The 15,678-nt window shown below is 65.1% G+C and carries 12 protein-coding genes; 6 read left to right on the forward strand and 6 right to left on the reverse strand.

What is annotated here, in order from left to right:
- Nucleotides 1–10: 10 nt before the first annotated feature.
- A complete protein-coding gene (locus tag EYF70_RS28885; RefSeq protein ID WP_131148445.1) occupies nucleotides 11–619 on the forward strand; it encodes a redoxin domain-containing protein in 609 nt (202 codons plus the stop codon).
- 112 nt (nucleotides 620–731) lie between these two features.
- Here the strand turns inward: EYF70_RS28885 and EYF70_RS31975 are convergent, their stop codons facing one another.
- Entirely contained in the window at nucleotides 732–1,403 is a 672-nt protein-coding gene (locus EYF70_RS31975; RefSeq protein WP_307722094.1) for a helix-turn-helix domain-containing protein, read from the reverse strand.
- A 493-nt stretch (nucleotides 1,404–1,896) separates the two neighbouring features.
- On the opposite strand from EYF70_RS31975, the gene EYF70_RS28900 reads away from it, so the two are divergent.
- Entirely contained in the window at nucleotides 1,897–4,131 is a 2,235-nt protein-coding gene (locus EYF70_RS28900; protein ID WP_131148447.1) for an NADP-dependent isocitrate dehydrogenase, read from the forward strand.
- An 81-nt stretch (nucleotides 4,132–4,212) separates the two neighbouring features.
- Nucleotides 4,213–4,887: a hypothetical protein gene (locus EYF70_RS28905; RefSeq protein ID WP_131148448.1), complete on the forward strand. Its 675-nt coding sequence runs from the start codon at nucleotides 4,213–4,215 to the stop codon at nucleotides 4,885–4,887.
- A 60-nt stretch (nucleotides 4,888–4,947) separates the two neighbouring features.
- Here EYF70_RS28905 and EYF70_RS28910 read toward each other — a convergent pair whose 3' ends face one another.
- A complete protein-coding gene (locus EYF70_RS28910) occupies nucleotides 4,948–5,583 on the reverse strand; it encodes a PEP-CTERM sorting domain-containing protein (RefSeq protein WP_131148449.1) in 636 nt (211 codons plus the stop codon).
- A 24-nt stretch (nucleotides 5,584–5,607) separates the two neighbouring features.
- Nucleotides 5,608–7,023 carry a family 43 glycosylhydrolase gene (locus EYF70_RS28915; RefSeq protein WP_131148450.1) on the reverse strand — a complete coding sequence of 472 codons (1,416 nt, stop codon included), beginning with the start codon at nucleotides 7,021–7,023 and terminating at the stop codon, nucleotides 5,608–5,610.
- 399 nt (nucleotides 7,024–7,422) lie between these two features.
- Here EYF70_RS28915 and EYF70_RS28920 point away from each other — a divergent pair, with 399 nt between their 5' ends.
- From EYF70_RS28920 to EYF70_RS28930, 3 genes are all read left to right on the forward strand, one after another.
- A complete protein-coding gene (locus EYF70_RS28920; protein ID WP_229420609.1) occupies nucleotides 7,423–7,701 on the forward strand; it encodes an acylphosphatase in 279 nt (92 codons plus the stop codon).
- A 211-nt stretch (nucleotides 7,702–7,912) separates the two neighbouring features.
- Nucleotides 7,913–8,329: a BPSL0067 family protein gene (locus EYF70_RS28925; protein WP_131148452.1), complete on the forward strand. Its 417-nt coding sequence runs from the start codon at nucleotides 7,913–7,915 to the stop codon at nucleotides 8,327–8,329.
- Nucleotides 8,326–8,793, forward strand: a complete 468-nt coding sequence (locus EYF70_RS28930) for an STY0301 family protein (protein ID WP_131148453.1) — start codon at nucleotides 8,326–8,328, stop codon at nucleotides 8,791–8,793. Before EYF70_RS28925 ends, EYF70_RS28930 begins: the two co-directional genes overlap by 4 nt.
- Nucleotides 8,794–8,818: 25 nt before the next feature.
- Here EYF70_RS28930 and EYF70_RS28935 read toward each other — a convergent pair whose 3' ends face one another.
- The 3 genes from EYF70_RS28935 to EYF70_RS28945 all read right to left on the reverse strand — a co-directional run bounded on the left by EYF70_RS28935 (nucleotide 8,819) and on the right by EYF70_RS28945 (nucleotide 15,674).
- Nucleotides 8,819–11,158, reverse strand: coding sequence for an FdhF/YdeP family oxidoreductase (locus EYF70_RS28935; protein WP_131148454.1), 2,340 nt, complete (start codon nucleotides 11,156–11,158; stop codon nucleotides 8,819–8,821).
- Nucleotides 11,159–11,225: 67 nt separating this feature from the next.
- Nucleotides 11,226–14,384, reverse strand: a complete 3,159-nt coding sequence (locus EYF70_RS28940; protein ID WP_131148455.1) for an efflux RND transporter permease subunit — start codon at nucleotides 14,382–14,384, stop codon at nucleotides 11,226–11,228.
- A 9-nt stretch (nucleotides 14,385–14,393) separates the two neighbouring features.
- Nucleotides 14,394–15,674 carry an efflux RND transporter periplasmic adaptor subunit gene (locus EYF70_RS28945; protein ID WP_131148456.1) on the reverse strand — a complete coding sequence of 427 codons (1,281 nt, stop codon included), beginning with the start codon at nucleotides 15,672–15,674 and terminating at the stop codon, nucleotides 14,394–14,396.
- Nucleotides 15,675–15,678: the final 4 nt, after the last annotated feature.

The raw sequence follows: 15,678 nt of genomic DNA on the forward strand, positions 1-15,678 counted from the left end.
GAGGAAACCCATGAAGAAGATGACGACAGCAGCACTCCTGGCCGCCGGCCTGCTGGCCAGCGGCCTTGCCGCGGCACAGGCCACCGTCGGCCAGCCGGCACCCGCCTTCACCGCCGTGGACACGGCCGGCAAGCCGGTTTCGCTGGACAGCTACAAGGGCAAGTACGTGGTGCTGGAATGGGTCAATCCCGATTGCCCGTTCGTCAAGAAGCACTATGACAGCGGCAACATGCCGGCCACGCAGAAGCACGCGGCGGCAAAGGATGTGGTGTGGCTGTCCGTGAGCACGAGCGGCAACGCGACGAAGGATCCCAAGGTGGCCAGCTCGCTGAACAGCTGGACGAAGGAAAAGAAAGCCACCCCGACCGCGCTGGTGCTCGACGACGGCAAGATCGGCCAGGCCTACGGCGCCAAGACCACGCCGCACATGTACCTGGTCGACCCGGCCGGCAAGATCGTCTATGCCGGCGCCATCGACAGCAAGCCCAGCTCCAACGCCGCCGACATCGCCGGTTCCACCAACTACGTGATCCAGGCCATCGACGAGGTCAAGGCCGGCAAGGCCGTCAGCAAGCCCGTCACGCAGCCGTATGGCTGCTCCGTGAAGTACGCCAGCTGAGCCGCGCGGCAGGCCTGCAGGCCGCGCGCTTGCATGCCGGCGCACCGTTCACTACCACCCTGCGAGATCGACGGCCCTGTAACGACAAAGCCCACGATGTGGGCTTTTCGGGTCAGAGGATCGCAATCTGGTCGAGGATCGCGGGATTCAGGTCGATCAGTTTCAGCAGGATTGCGGCCTGATCATTGGGTTTGGAGATACCCTGCTCCCAATTCTTGATGGTCCGCACCTCGGTACGAAGTTTTCGCGCGAATACCGGTTGGGATACGTGAAGCTTCTTGCGCAGCGCCCGCACGTTCTCGGGTGTCATTTCCGGCGCCGGCCTGTACTCCACCTCCGACGTGCGAAGCGTGAGCTTGCCTTCGCGCGCCTGTTCCAGCGCATCGAAGCCTTCCATCAGGTCGGCAAAAATATCTCGTTTGGTCATTGTCGGGCTCTCCTTGCCTTGATTTCCGACTCCAGTCGCTGCTTCAGCATCTTGCATTGATCCGGGGTGAGGTCGTGTGCCTCGTCCTTGTCGTAGACGGTAAATAACCAGAACTGGCCCTCGGCGTCCTTCCAGAAATAGATGACCCGCAGAGATGACCCGCAGGCCGCCCCGCTTGCCTTTCCCGCGCCGCTCGTCGGCATAGCGGATTTTCCTCAGGCCCCCGGTACCCTTGATCACGTCGCCCGCCTCGGGATTCTTCATCAATTCGCTCTGCAGGGCCCTGAACGCATCGTCATCGAAGTATTCGGCACGCAGGCGCTGGAATGAAGGCAGTTCGATAAACGTTGCTTTCATCGAAGTGTACCTAATGTGGATATACTTTGGTGGGATTTCCGCACCATTGGCGCAGAAATCCCACCAGTATCGCTATCACCCGGCGAGCCGGGTTGATGCCGCACCAGAATGCTCCGGGTGCAGGACCAATCGTGAGCATCGGCCGGGCATGTGGGTGAAGGCAAAAACTGGCATCCCACTCCAAGCTCGTGCATAATACCGCCCGTGTCCTATATCTTATATAAGACTTGATCGGCAAGGCAGGCCTGCCCGGCTACCGGACCCCGACCTCTGGCATAGCGAAACAGCATCATTCCGGACCCCTCAGCAGGGGCTACTGGGGTATGATTTGGCGCTGTCCCAAGGAGTCTGCACGGCAGAAAGAAGTGTTTTCTACCGCGCAGGCTCCTGGCGCCGCCGGAGCGTCTCGGTGATGAAGGATATTGCGTTGACGCGCGACCAGGCAGGCGATTTTTCAGTATCAGGAACCCCACGAATTCCGAGGAACGAGCGCATGAGCAATGATCCGACCATTATCTACACGTTGACCGACGAGGCGCCCCTGCTGGCGACCCACGCATTCCTGCCGGTCGTCAGGACTTTCACCAAGCCCGCCGGCATCCGCGTCGACGAGGCCGATATTTCCGTGGCCGCGCGTATCCTCGCGAACTTCCCGGAATACCTGACGGAAGAACAGCGCGTGCCCGACGTGCTCTCCGAGCTGGGCAAGAAAACCCTGGAGCCGGACGCGAACATCATCAAGCTGCCGAACATCAGCGCTTCGGTGGCGCAGCTGCAGGCGGCCATCAAGGAACTGCAGGGCAAGGGCTACAAGCTGCCCGACTACCCGTCCGATCCGAAGACCGACGAAGAAAAGTCCATCAAGGCCCGCTACGGCAAGTGCATCGGTTCCGCCGTGAACCCGGTGCTGCGCGAAGGTAACTCCGACCGCCGCGCCCCGCGCGCCGTCAAGGAATACGCGCGCAAGAACCCGCACTCGATGGCCGAGTGGTCGCAGGCATCGCGCACCCACGTGTCGCACATGACGCACGGCGACTTCTACCACGGCGAAAAGTCGATGACGCTGGACCGCGCCCGTGAAGTCAAGATGGAACTGATCACCAAGTCGGGCCAGACCATCGTGCTGAAGCCGAAGGTCGCGCTGCAGGAAGGCGAGATCATCGATTCGATGTTCATGAGCCGCAAGGCCCTGCTGGACTTCTACGAGAAGCAGATCGAGGATGCCAAGAACACCGGCGTGATGTTCTCGCTGCACGTGAAGGCGACCATGATGAAGGTGTCGCACCCGATCGTGTTCGGCCACTGCGTGCGCATGTTCTACAAGGAAGCGTTCGAGAAGCACGGCGCGCTGTTCGACAGCCTGGGCATCAACGTCAATAACGGCATGGCCGACCTGTACAACAAGATCGCCACGCTGCCGGCGTCGCAGCGCGAAGAAGTCGAACGCGACCTGCACGCCTGCCAGGAAAACCGTCCGCCGCTGGCGATGGTCGATTCCGCCAAGGGCATCACCAACTTCCACTCGCCGAACGACGTGATCGTCGACGCGTCGATGCCGGCGATGATCCGCGCCGGCGGCAAGATGTACGGTGCCGATGGCCGCCTGAAGGAAGTCAAGGCCGTGATCCCGGAATCCACCTTCGCCCGCATCTACCAGGAGATCATCAACTTCTGCAAATGGCACGGCGCCTTCGATCCGCGCACGATGGGCACGGTGCCCAACGTGGGCCTGATGGCCCAGCAGGCCGAGGAATACGGTTCGCACGACAAGACGTTCGAAGTGCCGGAAGACGGCATCGCCAACATCACCGACCTGGCCACCGGCGAAGTGCTGCTGACGCAGAACGTCGAGAAGGGCGACATCTGGCGCATGTGCCAGGTGAAGGATGCGCCGATCCGCGACTGGGTCAAGCTGGCCGTCACCCGCGCCCGCAACTCCGGCATGCCGGCCGTGTTCTGGCTGGACCCGTACCGCCCGCACGAAAATGAACTGATCAAGAAGGTCACCACGTACCTGAAGGATCACGACACCACGGGCCTGGACATCCAGATCATGTCGCAGGTGCGCGCGATGCGCTACACGCTGGAACGCGTGATCCGCGGCCTGGATACCATCTCCGTCACCGGCAACATCCTGCGCGACTACCTGACCGACCTGTTCCCGATCATGGAACTGGGCACGTCGGCCAAGATGCTGTCGATCGTGCCGCTGATGGCCGGCGGCGGCATGTACGAAACGGGCGCCGGCGGTTCGGCACCGAAGCACGTGCAGCAGCTGACCGAGGAAAACCACCTGCGCTGGGATTCGCTGGGCGAATTCCTGGCCCTGGCGGTGAGCCTGGAAGACCTGGGCATCAAGACCGGCAGCGCGCGGGCCAAGCTGCTGGCCAAGACGCTGGACGCGGCCACCGGCAAGCTGCTGGACAACCGCAAGTCGCCGTCGCCGAAGACCGGTGAGCTGGACAACCGCGGCTCGCAGTTCTACCTGTCGCTGTACTGGGCCCAGGAACTGGCGAACCAGACGGAAGACGCGGAACTGGCCGCCAAGTTCGCGCCGCTGGCCAAGACGCTGGGCGAGAACGAGCAGAAGATCGTTGCCGAACTGCTGGAAATCCAGGGCAAGCCGGCCGACATCGGCGGCTATTACCAGCCGGACAGCGCGAAGGTGAAAGCCGTGATGCGCCCGAGCGCCACGTTCAACCAGGCGCTGGAAGTGCTGGGCGCCTGATAGCTCCTTGCTGCATGTGAAAACGGCCGGTTGCGCGAGCAACCGGCCGTTTTTTCGTTGCCATCTCCCGAAAGGAAAGACATGTCGCGCACCAGCTGGATATTGCTGATGCTTGCAGGAGCGGGGCTGGTCGCCGTGGTACCGCGCGTGGCGGAGTATCTTTTGCCGCCGATCGGCAATGAGCTCGATCCCGCACACCACACCTACCCTCGGCTTGCCGGGCAGTCCAGCAACGAAATCGAGATGGCGGGCACGATTTCCCCACGATTCGGCCTGCGCCTGACGGCCCATTATGAGACCAATGGCGCCCGTGGCTGCAAGTCGATCCCGTCGTTCCTGGCCGGCTACCTGGAAGGGGCAAGCTTCCCGTCCGAGGTAAGTGTTCCGCTTCGCGTCGAAAGACGTGGCACGGCCTTCACGGCGCGGTTGACGGTGGACCGCTACATTCCGGGGCCATGCGACTGGCGGCTCGGGTACGTGAAGGCCGTGATATCGAAAGGAAGCCTCGTCAGCCTGCCCAACTACATCATCGTCGCCCGGAGTGATTTCAACTGGCCACCGAAGGATACGCCGTTCGAGAACTCATCGGATAGCCCGGTGACCCTGCGCTGCTCGTTCGAGCAGCTGAAAGGGCTGCCTGCCAACGCTTCGATGAATGCCTGTGTCATTCCTGGCGTCCGGATCAGCGACAAATACCGGCATTACCTGGTCCGTCCAACGAAGCGGATCGTCGTCCATATCATGGACTACGATTGAACCGGTTCAGGTAACACTGGCGGGAGATCTGCCTGATTGGCAGGCGCGCGATTCGCTGGTTCAGCTGCGCACCTTGCGCCACCGCGCCAATCCCAGCACACCCAGGCCCCCCAGCAGCAGCAAGCCCGTCGCCGGCTCCGGCACCGGCGACACGCCGACAGCGACGTCCGTCATGCCGGGCAGGTAGCCATCGCCCAGCGTGTCGATGCGAAAGCCCGTGAAATACTCGCCTGCACCGGTCGACTGGAAGCCCTGGAACGTCAGGCCGCTCACGCCGTCGGCCAGGGCCACGCCGTTGAACGTGTAGCTGGCCCGGTTGGTGGTGATCGTGATGTCGACCGGCCCTTCGTTCACCGCCGCATCGAAGCCGAACAGGCTGTAGCCCGCCGCGATGGTACCCGCCAGCCCGCTGAAGTAATTGTTCGAGACCAGCGTGCGCAAGCTGCCGATGCCGAATTCGGTGCCGGCGCCGACGGTGATGTTCATGTCGGACGCATAGGTGACATCGCCGCGGGTGAAGGGATCGCCCGGCACGTTGAAGCCGGCGCCGAAATCGTCGAAATTGCTGTTGTAGGCAATGGTGCCGAGCGCATTGAACGCGGCGCGGTCGGTGACGAGGAGGACATCGGCGGAGGCCGTCGTGCCGGCGGCTGCCAGCAGCGCGGCCACGGCCAGGTGAGCGAGTCGGGTATTCATGGGGTCATTCCTTTTGAGTGGGGATTACTTGCGCTGCAGCGACCACTGCTGGCTGGCGCCGCCATGCAGCGGGTATTGCAGGACCGGCGCATTGTTCGCCGTGCTGCCGCCGCTCACTTCGGCCATCAGGCCGTTGATCTTGTTCTGGATGGTGTGCTTGCCGTTGGCGGCGTCGGCGAAGCGCCACTTCTGGCCTTCGCCGCCCCAGTAGGACCACTGTGCGACCTTGGCGCCCGGCGACATCGACACTTCCCAGTCGTCTATCGCCAGCAGGCTGTGCTCGTTGATCACGCTGTAGTCGCCGTTGCCGTGCCCGATCACGTACCAGTACTGGTTCTTCAGGTTGGCGAAGGTCTTTTGCTGGACCATCGCGCCCGGCTGGGTGGCGCGCAGCATGGCGGTATCGGCCACCGTCATCGCCTTGCCGCTGGCGCCGTTCATGATCGCGTAGCGGCCATCGCTGACGCCGTCGCAGCCTTCCTCGAAGCTGTCGAAGTCGCGCGTGAGCTGCGGCCAGTCGATATCGGTACCGCGGTCGGCATACGTCATCTTCATGATCTGCAGCTTGGCGTTGCCGTTGTCGGCCGTGTCGTAGTAGTGCGTGGAGACGAAGTTGCAGCCACCCTGCTTCAGCACGCCCACGTGGCCCGGGCCCTTGTGCCGGCCATCGACATTGGCCAGGATGGTGCGCGGCTCGGAGTAAGGGCCGTCCACGCTGGTGGCGCGCTGCACTTCCACGTAGTACGTGCTCTCGCTGCCCCGGCAGCACGAACCGCGGTTGGTGAACAGGTAGTAGTAATCGCCGTTGCGGGTGATGTAGGGCGCCTCGATATCGCGCCGGGCGTTGGTGCCGCCGGCGACCTTGGTCACGTAGTTGGCCAGCTTGCCGGTGGCCTGGTCGATCTCGGCCACGCCGATGCCGCCGAAGAAGGAACCGAAGCTCATGAAGACGCGGCCGTCATGGTCGCGGAACAGGGCCGGGTCGATCGCGTTGATTTCGGCATTGCCGCGGCCGAACGATTGCACCACGATGCCGAGGTCCGTCCACACCGGGTTCTTCAGCGAGGGGCTGCGTGCCACGCCGATCGCCGAGTTGGTGGTGCCCCACTGCGACACCGAATAGTAGATGTAGTAGGCGCCGTTCATCTGGATCACGTCCGGCGCCCAGTACGACGAGCCGTTGGCCTTGAAGTTGGGGATCTTCTGCTCGACCCAGGCCGGATTGGTCGCGAACACGGGGGCCGCGCCGCCCTGCCAGTTCCGCAGGTCGGTCGAGGTGGAATACCAGATGCCGGTGCCCGTCGTGAAGTTGAAATAGGTATCGCCATCCTTTGTGATCGTGCCCGGGTCGTGCGCATTCTGCAGTCCGGCCAGTTCGATCGCGCCGCTCGAAGCGGCCGCGCATGCGAGCATTGCGCCCACCACCAGTTTTTTCAGCATTGTCATCTCCGCGTTATCGTTGCTTGTTGTGTGAATCAGGTCGACGTTCCCATGGCACGGGCGTGCGAACGCCACCTGCGCCGCTCGTGTAAGCGGCCGGATCGCGTGCATGGGTTCAGGTGTCCGGGGCCGGGCGGTACTTGCCCGGCAACGTCACCGGGCTATGGGGAAAAGGCGTGGCGAAGCGCGGCGGCTACGCGATGGGCGATGCGGTGCATGGTGGTCTCCGATGTTTTATGTATGTCTCCCGCCGGTGTGGCGGTGCATTATTGGAAATATCGTACCCACATCGATATGCGTGCGCCAATGACAAATTTCCAATTGCCGATACCTGTTTGAATATCGCATCGGCGCTACACTGGCGTGGCAGCGATCCTGAAAACCCAACGGATGCACGACATGGCAACCCGACTGATCATCGAAGGAACCGTCCAGGGCGTGGGCTTTCGCCACGCGCTGGCAACGCAGGCCGCGGCGCTGGGGCTCGCCGGCCGGGTATGCAACCGCCGCAACGGCACGGTGGAAGCCTGCCTGCGCGGCCCGCAGCAGGACGTGGAAGCCCTGGTGGCCTGGTCGCGGCACGGCCCGCCCGGCGCGCGCGTGACCGGCATCACGCGCACCGAAGTGGACGAGGAAGAAATCGCCGGCAGCGGCTTTCACATCGCCGCTACCCGCTAGCGTCGTAGTCGGCTAGCCTAGTCGGCTGTCGACCTGCACGTTTGCCTGGCAGAGATGTACGAGTCCCTCGAGATTGTTCTGTACGCGTTCTGATGCGTCTTGTAGACAACTGGCGCGTTTCGATTCTTGCTGTTGCCTACCATCAATATCCTGATTTTCACTTTCGTCACCATGGATTCCACGACCATTTGCGGTCGGAAGAAAGGGATCTATGGGCCACGTGTACAGCGGTGTCGATGAGCTAGCCAAAGGTCAAACCCCCAATGCGGGCAGCGGGGAATGTGTCGACCTCATCAAGGAATACGTTTCGGGTCTGAGAGGCAGGACTACAGCGACTTGGCGCGCCGGCAATTGGGTGATGGAAGCTGGTAATTCGATCAGAAGGGGGACGGCAATTGCCACCTTCGACAAGAACGGCCGTTACCCGCAGCGGCACACTGGGCAGCATGCGGCGCTGGTCGTCCGCGTGATGGACTCTGGCATATGGGTGGTTGATCAGTGGCGAAACAACGGCGGTAAGATCACCATGCGTTTGATTCGAGTCCCTCCGCCCCGTCAACAGCGCAATGCTGACGGATCGTTTCCGAATGCGAGTAACAATGCCCTGGCCTTCCGAGTGATCGAATGAGCGACCTGACTTACCCGATGACCCCGCTGCTGGCAGCTGTCGGCGGTGCCGTATGCCTGTTCTGCTCGAATGCGGTATGGGGCGCCGAGCATCACATAGCCTGTCCATCCACGCTGGAGCCGGGATCAGTGCAGGGCAAGGCCCCGGCGGGCTGGCGCTTCGCGATGCTGCAGGCGGCCCCGCTGACATCTGCAGGAATGTTGCATGGGCCGCCTGAGGAGTCCGGATACCTCGTCCCGGAGGATAACAAGGAGACCGGGCGTGGCGGGCGCCGGGCGCAGCTCTGGCGCTTCGAGCAGCCGCATTGGTATCCGACCTACGTGTATTGCGGCTATGGCGGCGGGCGTGGTCTGCTGCAGCTGTTCTATCCGATCCCGAAGGCAGCGACGGAATGCACGGCGACCACGTTGGCGAAGAATGGCGTGCTCGAGCTGGCGACCTTCACCTGCCGCGTATCGAAGTAAGCCAACAGCCCTGGCGGAATATGGGTCAATCCGTCACCGCCCTGTCCTGCCCGCCCGAAGCGGCGCGCCGCAGCACGATCGGAATCGACTTGTACGACGGCGTGCCGCTGCGTTCATCGTAGTTCGACAGCGCCACCAGCCCGTTCGCTTCCGGGTAATACGCCGCCGCCGAGCCGCGCGCGATGTCGAAGGCCACGGCCACCAGGTTGCGCAGGATGCGCGGCTGGTCCGGGTGGTCGCACTCGGCCACGGCTTCCACGTCGACCATGTCGCCATGTTCCAGGCCGCGCGCGGCCAGGTCGTCCTCGTGCACGAAGATCACGTCGCGCCGGCCCGTCACGCCCCGGTAGCGGTCGTTCTTGCCGTAGATCGTGGTGTTGTACTGGTCGTGGCTGCGGATCGTGGCCAGCACCAGCGGATCGTCTTCGCCCGGGCGGGCCAGCGGGCGCTCGCGCCGGCTGTCGGAGACCAGGAAATTGGCCTTGCCTGTCCTGGTGCGCCATTCGCGCCGCATGGCCGGGCTTTCGAGGCGGAAGCCGCGCGGCTGGGCGACGCGCTCGTTGTAGTGGTCGAAATCGGGGAAGACCTGTTCGATCTTGTCGCGGATGCGGCTGTAGTCCGCGACCAGCCCGTCCCAATCGACCTTCGACTGTGGCAGCGTGGCTTTCGCGATGCCGGCCACGATGGCCGGTTCCGAGCGCAGGTGTTCCGAGGCCGGCGGCAGCGTGCCGTGCGAGGAATGCACCATCGACATCGAATCTTCCACCGTGACCGATTGCGGCCCGGTGGCTTGCACGTCGCGTTCGGTGCGGCCCAGGCAGGGCAGGATGAAGCTCAGTTGACCGGCCTTCTTCCCCACCAGCAGGTGCGAACGGTTCAGTTTCGTCGCGATGTGGACGCACAGGTCCAGGCCGCGGATGGCGTCGAAGCAGGCTTGCGGATCGGGCATCGCCACCGGCAGGTTGCCGCCGAGGCAGACCAGCGCCTTCGACCGGCCGTCGCGCATCGCCTCCAGCGCCGCCACGGCGCCGTGGCCATGATGGCGCGGCGCCTTGATGCCGAACACCCGCTCCAGAGAGTCGAGGAAGCCCTGGCTGGGAATTTCGGTGATGCCCACGGTGCGGTCGCCCTGCACGTTCGAATGGCCGCGCAGCGGGCAGATGCCGGCGCCTTCCCGGCCGATATGCCCGCCGAGCAGCAGCAGGTTGGCCAGCTGCTGCACGTTGGAAGTGCCATGCCGGTGCTGCGTGATGCCCATGCCGTAGCAGATGATGACGCGTTTCGCGTTCGCATACACGTCCGCCGCCATTTCGATGTCCGCGCGCGGCAGGCCGGATACCCGCTCGATCTCGTCCCAGGAAGTATTGTCGAGATCCGCCACCAGCGTCGCGAAGCCGCTGGTATGGTCGCGGATGAAATCGCGGTCCAGCAGGCTCGGTCCCCCTTGGGCCACCTGCCGGGCATCCGCCGCCAGCAGTGCCTTCATCATGCCTTTCACGACCGCGCTGTCGCCGCCGATGCGTACCTGGTAGTAATGCGTGGCGATCGGCACCGCCTTCCCCACCGTCATCTCGACCGGGCTCTGCGGCGACTTGAAGCGTTCCAGGCTGCGTTCCTTCAGCGGATTGAAGACCACGATCGGCGCATGCCGCAGCGCGGCCGCGCGCAGCGTGGCCAGCATGCGCGGATGGTTGGTGCCCGGATTGTGGCCGAACGAAAAGATCGCATCGCAATGGTCGAAATCCTCCAGCGACACGGTGCCCTTGCCTACGCCGATCGATTCCGGCAAGCCCACGCTGGTGGCTTCGTGGCACATGTTCGAACAGTCCGGGAAATTGTTGGTGCCGTATTCGCGCGCGAACAGCTGGTACAGGAACGCGGCCTCGTTGGAGGCCCGGCCGGACGCGTAGAACTCGGCCATGTCAGGATCCGGCAGGCTGCGCAGCGCGGCGCCGATGCGGGCGAACGCGTCGTCCCACGCGATCGGCACGTAATGGTCGGTGGCGGCGTCGTACACCATCGGGTGCGTCAGCCGCCCTTCGAACTCCAGGTTGAAATCATCCCGCTGCCACAGCTCGCTCACGCTGTGCTGTGCGAAAAACTCGGGCGTGACGCGCTTGTTGGTGGCTTCCCACGACACGGCCTTGGCGCCGTTCTCGCAGAATTCGAACGAGGAGCCGTGGCGCGGGTCGGGCCACGCGCAGCCGGGGCAATCGAAGCCGGTGGGCTGGTTCACCTGCAGCAGGATGGTGGTGCTGTGGGCATTCATCTCGCCCCGCAACGCCTTGGCCACCGCCTGCAGCGCTCCCCAGCCGCCGGCCGGCCCGCCATATTCGCCGATCCCCGGAACATCTTTCCTTCCCATAAAGCCTCCTGAACGCATGTCATGTCGGTGGCGGATTATTTTAGGGGGATCGGCGATCAGGGGAGATTCAATTCCGGGAGGTAACCGGTTCCGTTTTCTCCTCCTCGTTCCGGCGCCACGTGTACAGCGCCGGCAAGATCAGCAGCGTCAGCGCCGTCGACGACAGGATGCCACCGATGACCACCGTCGCCAGCGGCCGCTGCACCTCGGCGCCCGTGCTGGTGGCCAGCGCCATCGGCAGGAAGCCCAGCGACGCGACGAGCGCCGTCATCAGCACCGCCCGCAGCCGGCCCTGCGCGCCTTCGCGGATCGCCTGTTCCGGCGAGTGGCCCTGTTCACGCAGCACCCTGACGAACGACAGCATGACGAGACCGTTCAGCACCGCCACGCCGGACAGGGCGATGAAGCCGATCGCCGCCGAGATCGACAGAGGCATGCCGCGCAGCCACAGGGCCAGCACGCCGCCCGTCATCGCGAACGGAATGCCGGTAAAGACCAGCAGGCCGTCGTGCAGGCTGTTGAACATCAGGTACAGCAGCACGAAGACGATCGCCAGCGCCAGCGGCACCACGATGGCCAGCCGCTGCGCGGCCTTCTCCAGGTTCTCGAACTGTCCGCCCAGGGTCAGCCAGGTGCCGGCCGGCAGTTTCACGCCCTTCAGCTCACCCTTCAGGTCCGCCACGAAGGAGCCCAGATCGCGGCCGCGCACATTGGCCGTGACCACCACGCGGCGCTTGCCGTTCTCGCGGCTGACCTGGTTGGCCTCGGGCACGAACGCCAGCGTGGCGATCTCGGACAGCGGGATGCTGGACGCGCGGCCATTGTTCGAGGAAGAGGCGGCCGGCAGCGCGATCGGCAGCTGGCGCAGCGTGTCCACGTCGTTGCGCAAGCCCTCCGGCAGGCGCACCGTGATCGCGAAGCGGCGGTCGCCTTCGAAGACCAGGCCCACGTCGCGCCCGCCCACCAGCGTGCCGAAGGCTTCCTGCACGTCCGCCACGTTCAGGCCATAGCGTGCCGCCTTGATGCGGTCGACCTGCAAGGCCAGCGCCGGCAAGCCTTCGGTCTGCTCGACCTTCACCTCGGCGGCGCCGGGCAGCTTCTGCAGGCGCTGCGCCACCTGCCGGGCCGCGGCCTGCATCGCTTCCGGGTCGTCGCCGAACACCTTCACGGCCACGTCGCTGCGCACGCCGGAAATGAGTTCGTTGAAACGCAGCTGGATCGGTTGCGAGAACTCGTAGTTGTTGCCGGGGATGCGCTGGGCCGCCGCGGTGATCGCCGCCACCAGCTCGGCGTGCGACTTGCGCGGCGCGGGCCATTCCTTCTCGGGGCGCAGCATGATGTAGCTGTCCGCCGCGTTCGGCGGCATCGGGTCGGTCGCCACTTCCGAGGTGCCGATGCGGGCGAACATGCGCTCGATCTCGGGAAACTGCTGCAGCAGGGATTTTTCCAGTTGCTGCTGCATGCGCACCGATTGCTGCAGGCTGGTGCCGGGGATGCGCATGGTCAGCACGGCCAGGTCGCCCTCGTCCAGGTTCGGCGCGAACTCGGTGCCCAGCCGCGTCGCCAGCAACCCCGACAGCAGCACGGCCAGCACGGCGAACGTCAGGGCCACCGGACGGTTGCGCAGCACCCAGTCGAGCACCGGGGCATACCAGTCTCGCGCCTTGACCATGATGCGGCTGTCGCGTTCGGCCACGGGTTTTGTCACGAACAGCGCCACGGCGGCCGGCACGAACGTTACCGACAGCACCATCGCCGCCACCAGCGCCATCACCACCGTCACGGCCATCGGATGGAACATGCGGCCCTCGATGCCGGTCAGCGCGAAGATCGGCAGGTAGACCGTCATGATGATCAGCTGGCCGAACAGCAGCGGGCGGCGCGCCTCGGCGGCGGCGGCGGCCACCTCGGCGAAGCGTTCGCCACGCGTCAGTGGCCTGCCCGCCGCGACCTGCGCGTGGGCCAGCCGCCGGATGCAGTTTTCCACGATCACCACGGCACCATCGATGATGATGCCGAAATCCAGCGCGCCCAGGCTCATCAGGTTGGCGCTGACCCCTGCCTGCACCATGCCGGTAAACACCATCAGCATCGTCAGCGGGATCACCATGGCCGTGATCAGCGCCGCGCGCAGGTTGCAGAGGAAGAGGAACAGGATCGCGATCACCAGCAGCGCGCCTTCGGCCAGGTTGGTGCGCACCGTGCCGATGGCCTTGTTGACGAGCACCGAGCGGTCATAGACGGGCAAGGCCTGCACGCCGGCGGGCAGCGAGCGGTTGATGTCTTCCAGCCGGTGCCGCGCCGCGTCGGCCACGCTGCGGCTGTTTTCGCCGATCAGCATGAACACGGCGCCCAGCACCACTTCACGGCCATTTTCCGTGGCGGCGCCGGTGCGCAGCTCGCGGCCCGTTTCCACGTCGGCCACGTCGCGCACGCGGATCGGCGCACCCTGCACCACGTCGAGCACGATGTTGCGGATTTCTTCTAGCGTGCGCAGCTGGCCCGGCGTGCGCACCACGAACTGTTCGCCGCCGCGCTCGATATAGCCGGCACCGGCATTGCCGTTGTTGCGTTCGAGCGCCGTCATCAGTTGCGCGAGGCTCAGGCCATGCGCCGCCAGCCGGTCCATGTCTGGCGCCACCTGGAATTCCTTCTCGTAGCCGCCGATCGTGTTGACCTCCGTAACGCCGGGCACGCCGCGCAGCTGCGGCGCCACCACCCAGTCCTGGATCTCGCGCAGGTCGGTCGGCGTGTACGGCGTGCCATCGGGCTTGCGGGCGCCATCCCTGGCCTCCACCGTCCAGTAGAAGATTTCGCCGAGCCCCGTGGCGATCGGCCCCAGCGACGGCTCCACGCCCGGCGGCAAGCCGGAGCGGGCCTGCTGCAGCCGTTCATTGACGAGCTGGCGGGCAAAATAGATGTCGGTACCGTCGCGGAACACCACCGTCACCTGCGACAGGCCGTACTTCGACAGCGACCGCGTGCCTTCCAGTCCCGGCAAGCCGTTCATCACCGTTTCGATCGGGAACGTGATGCGCTGCTCCACTTCCAGCGGCGAGTAGCCGTGCGCCGGCGCGTTGATCTGCACCTGCACGTTGGTGATGTCCGGCACCGCGTCGATCGGCAGCTTTTGATAGCTGTACAGGCCGAGCGCGGCCAGGCACAGCACCGCGCACACGACCAGCCAGCGCCGCGCGATGACCGCGGCAATCAGTTGTGCATACATGGCGGCCCCTTAGTGATCGTGCTCGGCTTCGGCCTTGCCGAGATCGGCCTTCAGCAGGTAGCTGCCGGCCGCGGCGTAGCGCGTGCCGGCCGCCAGCCCCTTGACGATTTCCGTGCGCCGCCCGTCCGACCGCCCGAGGGTGACGGTGCGCGCCTCGAAGCCGCCGGGAGTGCGCACGAACACTACGCTGCGTTCATGGATCGTCTGCACGGCATCAGCCGCCACGGTCACGGCGGCATCGCCCTTCGGCCCGAGCAGGTCGACGGTGGCCAGCATGCCCGGCCGCAGCCGCATGCCGGGATTGGCCAGCGTGACGCGGGCGGTCGCCATCCGCGTGGCTTCGCCCAGCACCGGCCCGACGAACGACACGGTGCCCTGCACCGCGTCGGCCAGCGCGGCCGCCGTCACCGTCGCCGGCATGCCCGGTTCCACCTGCGCCAGGCTGCCGGACGGCACGGCGGCTTCGATCCACACCCGGTCCAGGTCGGCAATGGTCAACAGCGGCTGCGTGCCGTCCGACGCCATGCCGGCAACGGCGGGCCGGTCGATCACCACGCCGGACAGCGGTGCGCGGAGGGTGACGCTGGCACCGCCCGACGCGGCGATACCGAGGGCGGCCAGGCGCTGGCGTGCGGCATCGGCCTGCACCTGCGCTTCACCCAGCGTGGCCTGGGCGGTGTCGAGGTCTTGCCGGGCCGAGATGCGCTCATCCCATAACTTGCGTTCGCGTTCCGCCACCGTGCGCGCCAGTTGCAGCCGTTGCGCGGCGGCCGCGGCTTCGGCGCGCCATTGCGCCACTTCCGGACTTTGCAGCGTCACCAGGGCATCGCCCTTGCGCACCACGCTGCCGGGCGAAACGGGCACCGATTGCACCATGCCGCGTGCCGGTGCCGCGATGGCGACGGTGCGCTCCGCATCGGCACGCACCTGCGCCGGCAGGTGCAGCATCTCGCGGATGGCGGCCGGCTGTGCGGCATCGATGGCGATGCCATTGGCCTTGATCTGCGCCTCGCTCATCGCGATCGCATCCGAGGGTGCTGCCGGCGGCGCCGTGTCGGCATGGCGGTCATCGTGGCCGTGCGAATCCTCGTGTTCCTTGTGCTCCCCGTGTTCCTCGTGCTTGCCATCGTCGGCGTGTTCATTGTTGGCATGTTCATTGTTGGCGTGTTCTTGCTGCCCGCCATGGCCATGCGCATCGGTGCCGGCCGGCTGGCGCCACAGCATCAGCGCGGCCAGCAAGGCGGCGGCGACGCACATCAGCGCGATCGCCAGTATCTGTTTTCTTGTCATGTCG

The sequence above is a fragment of the Pseudoduganella albidiflava genome (assembly GCF_004322755.1).
Lineage (GTDB): Bacteria > Pseudomonadota > Gammaproteobacteria > Burkholderiales > Burkholderiaceae_D > Rugamonas > Rugamonas albidiflava.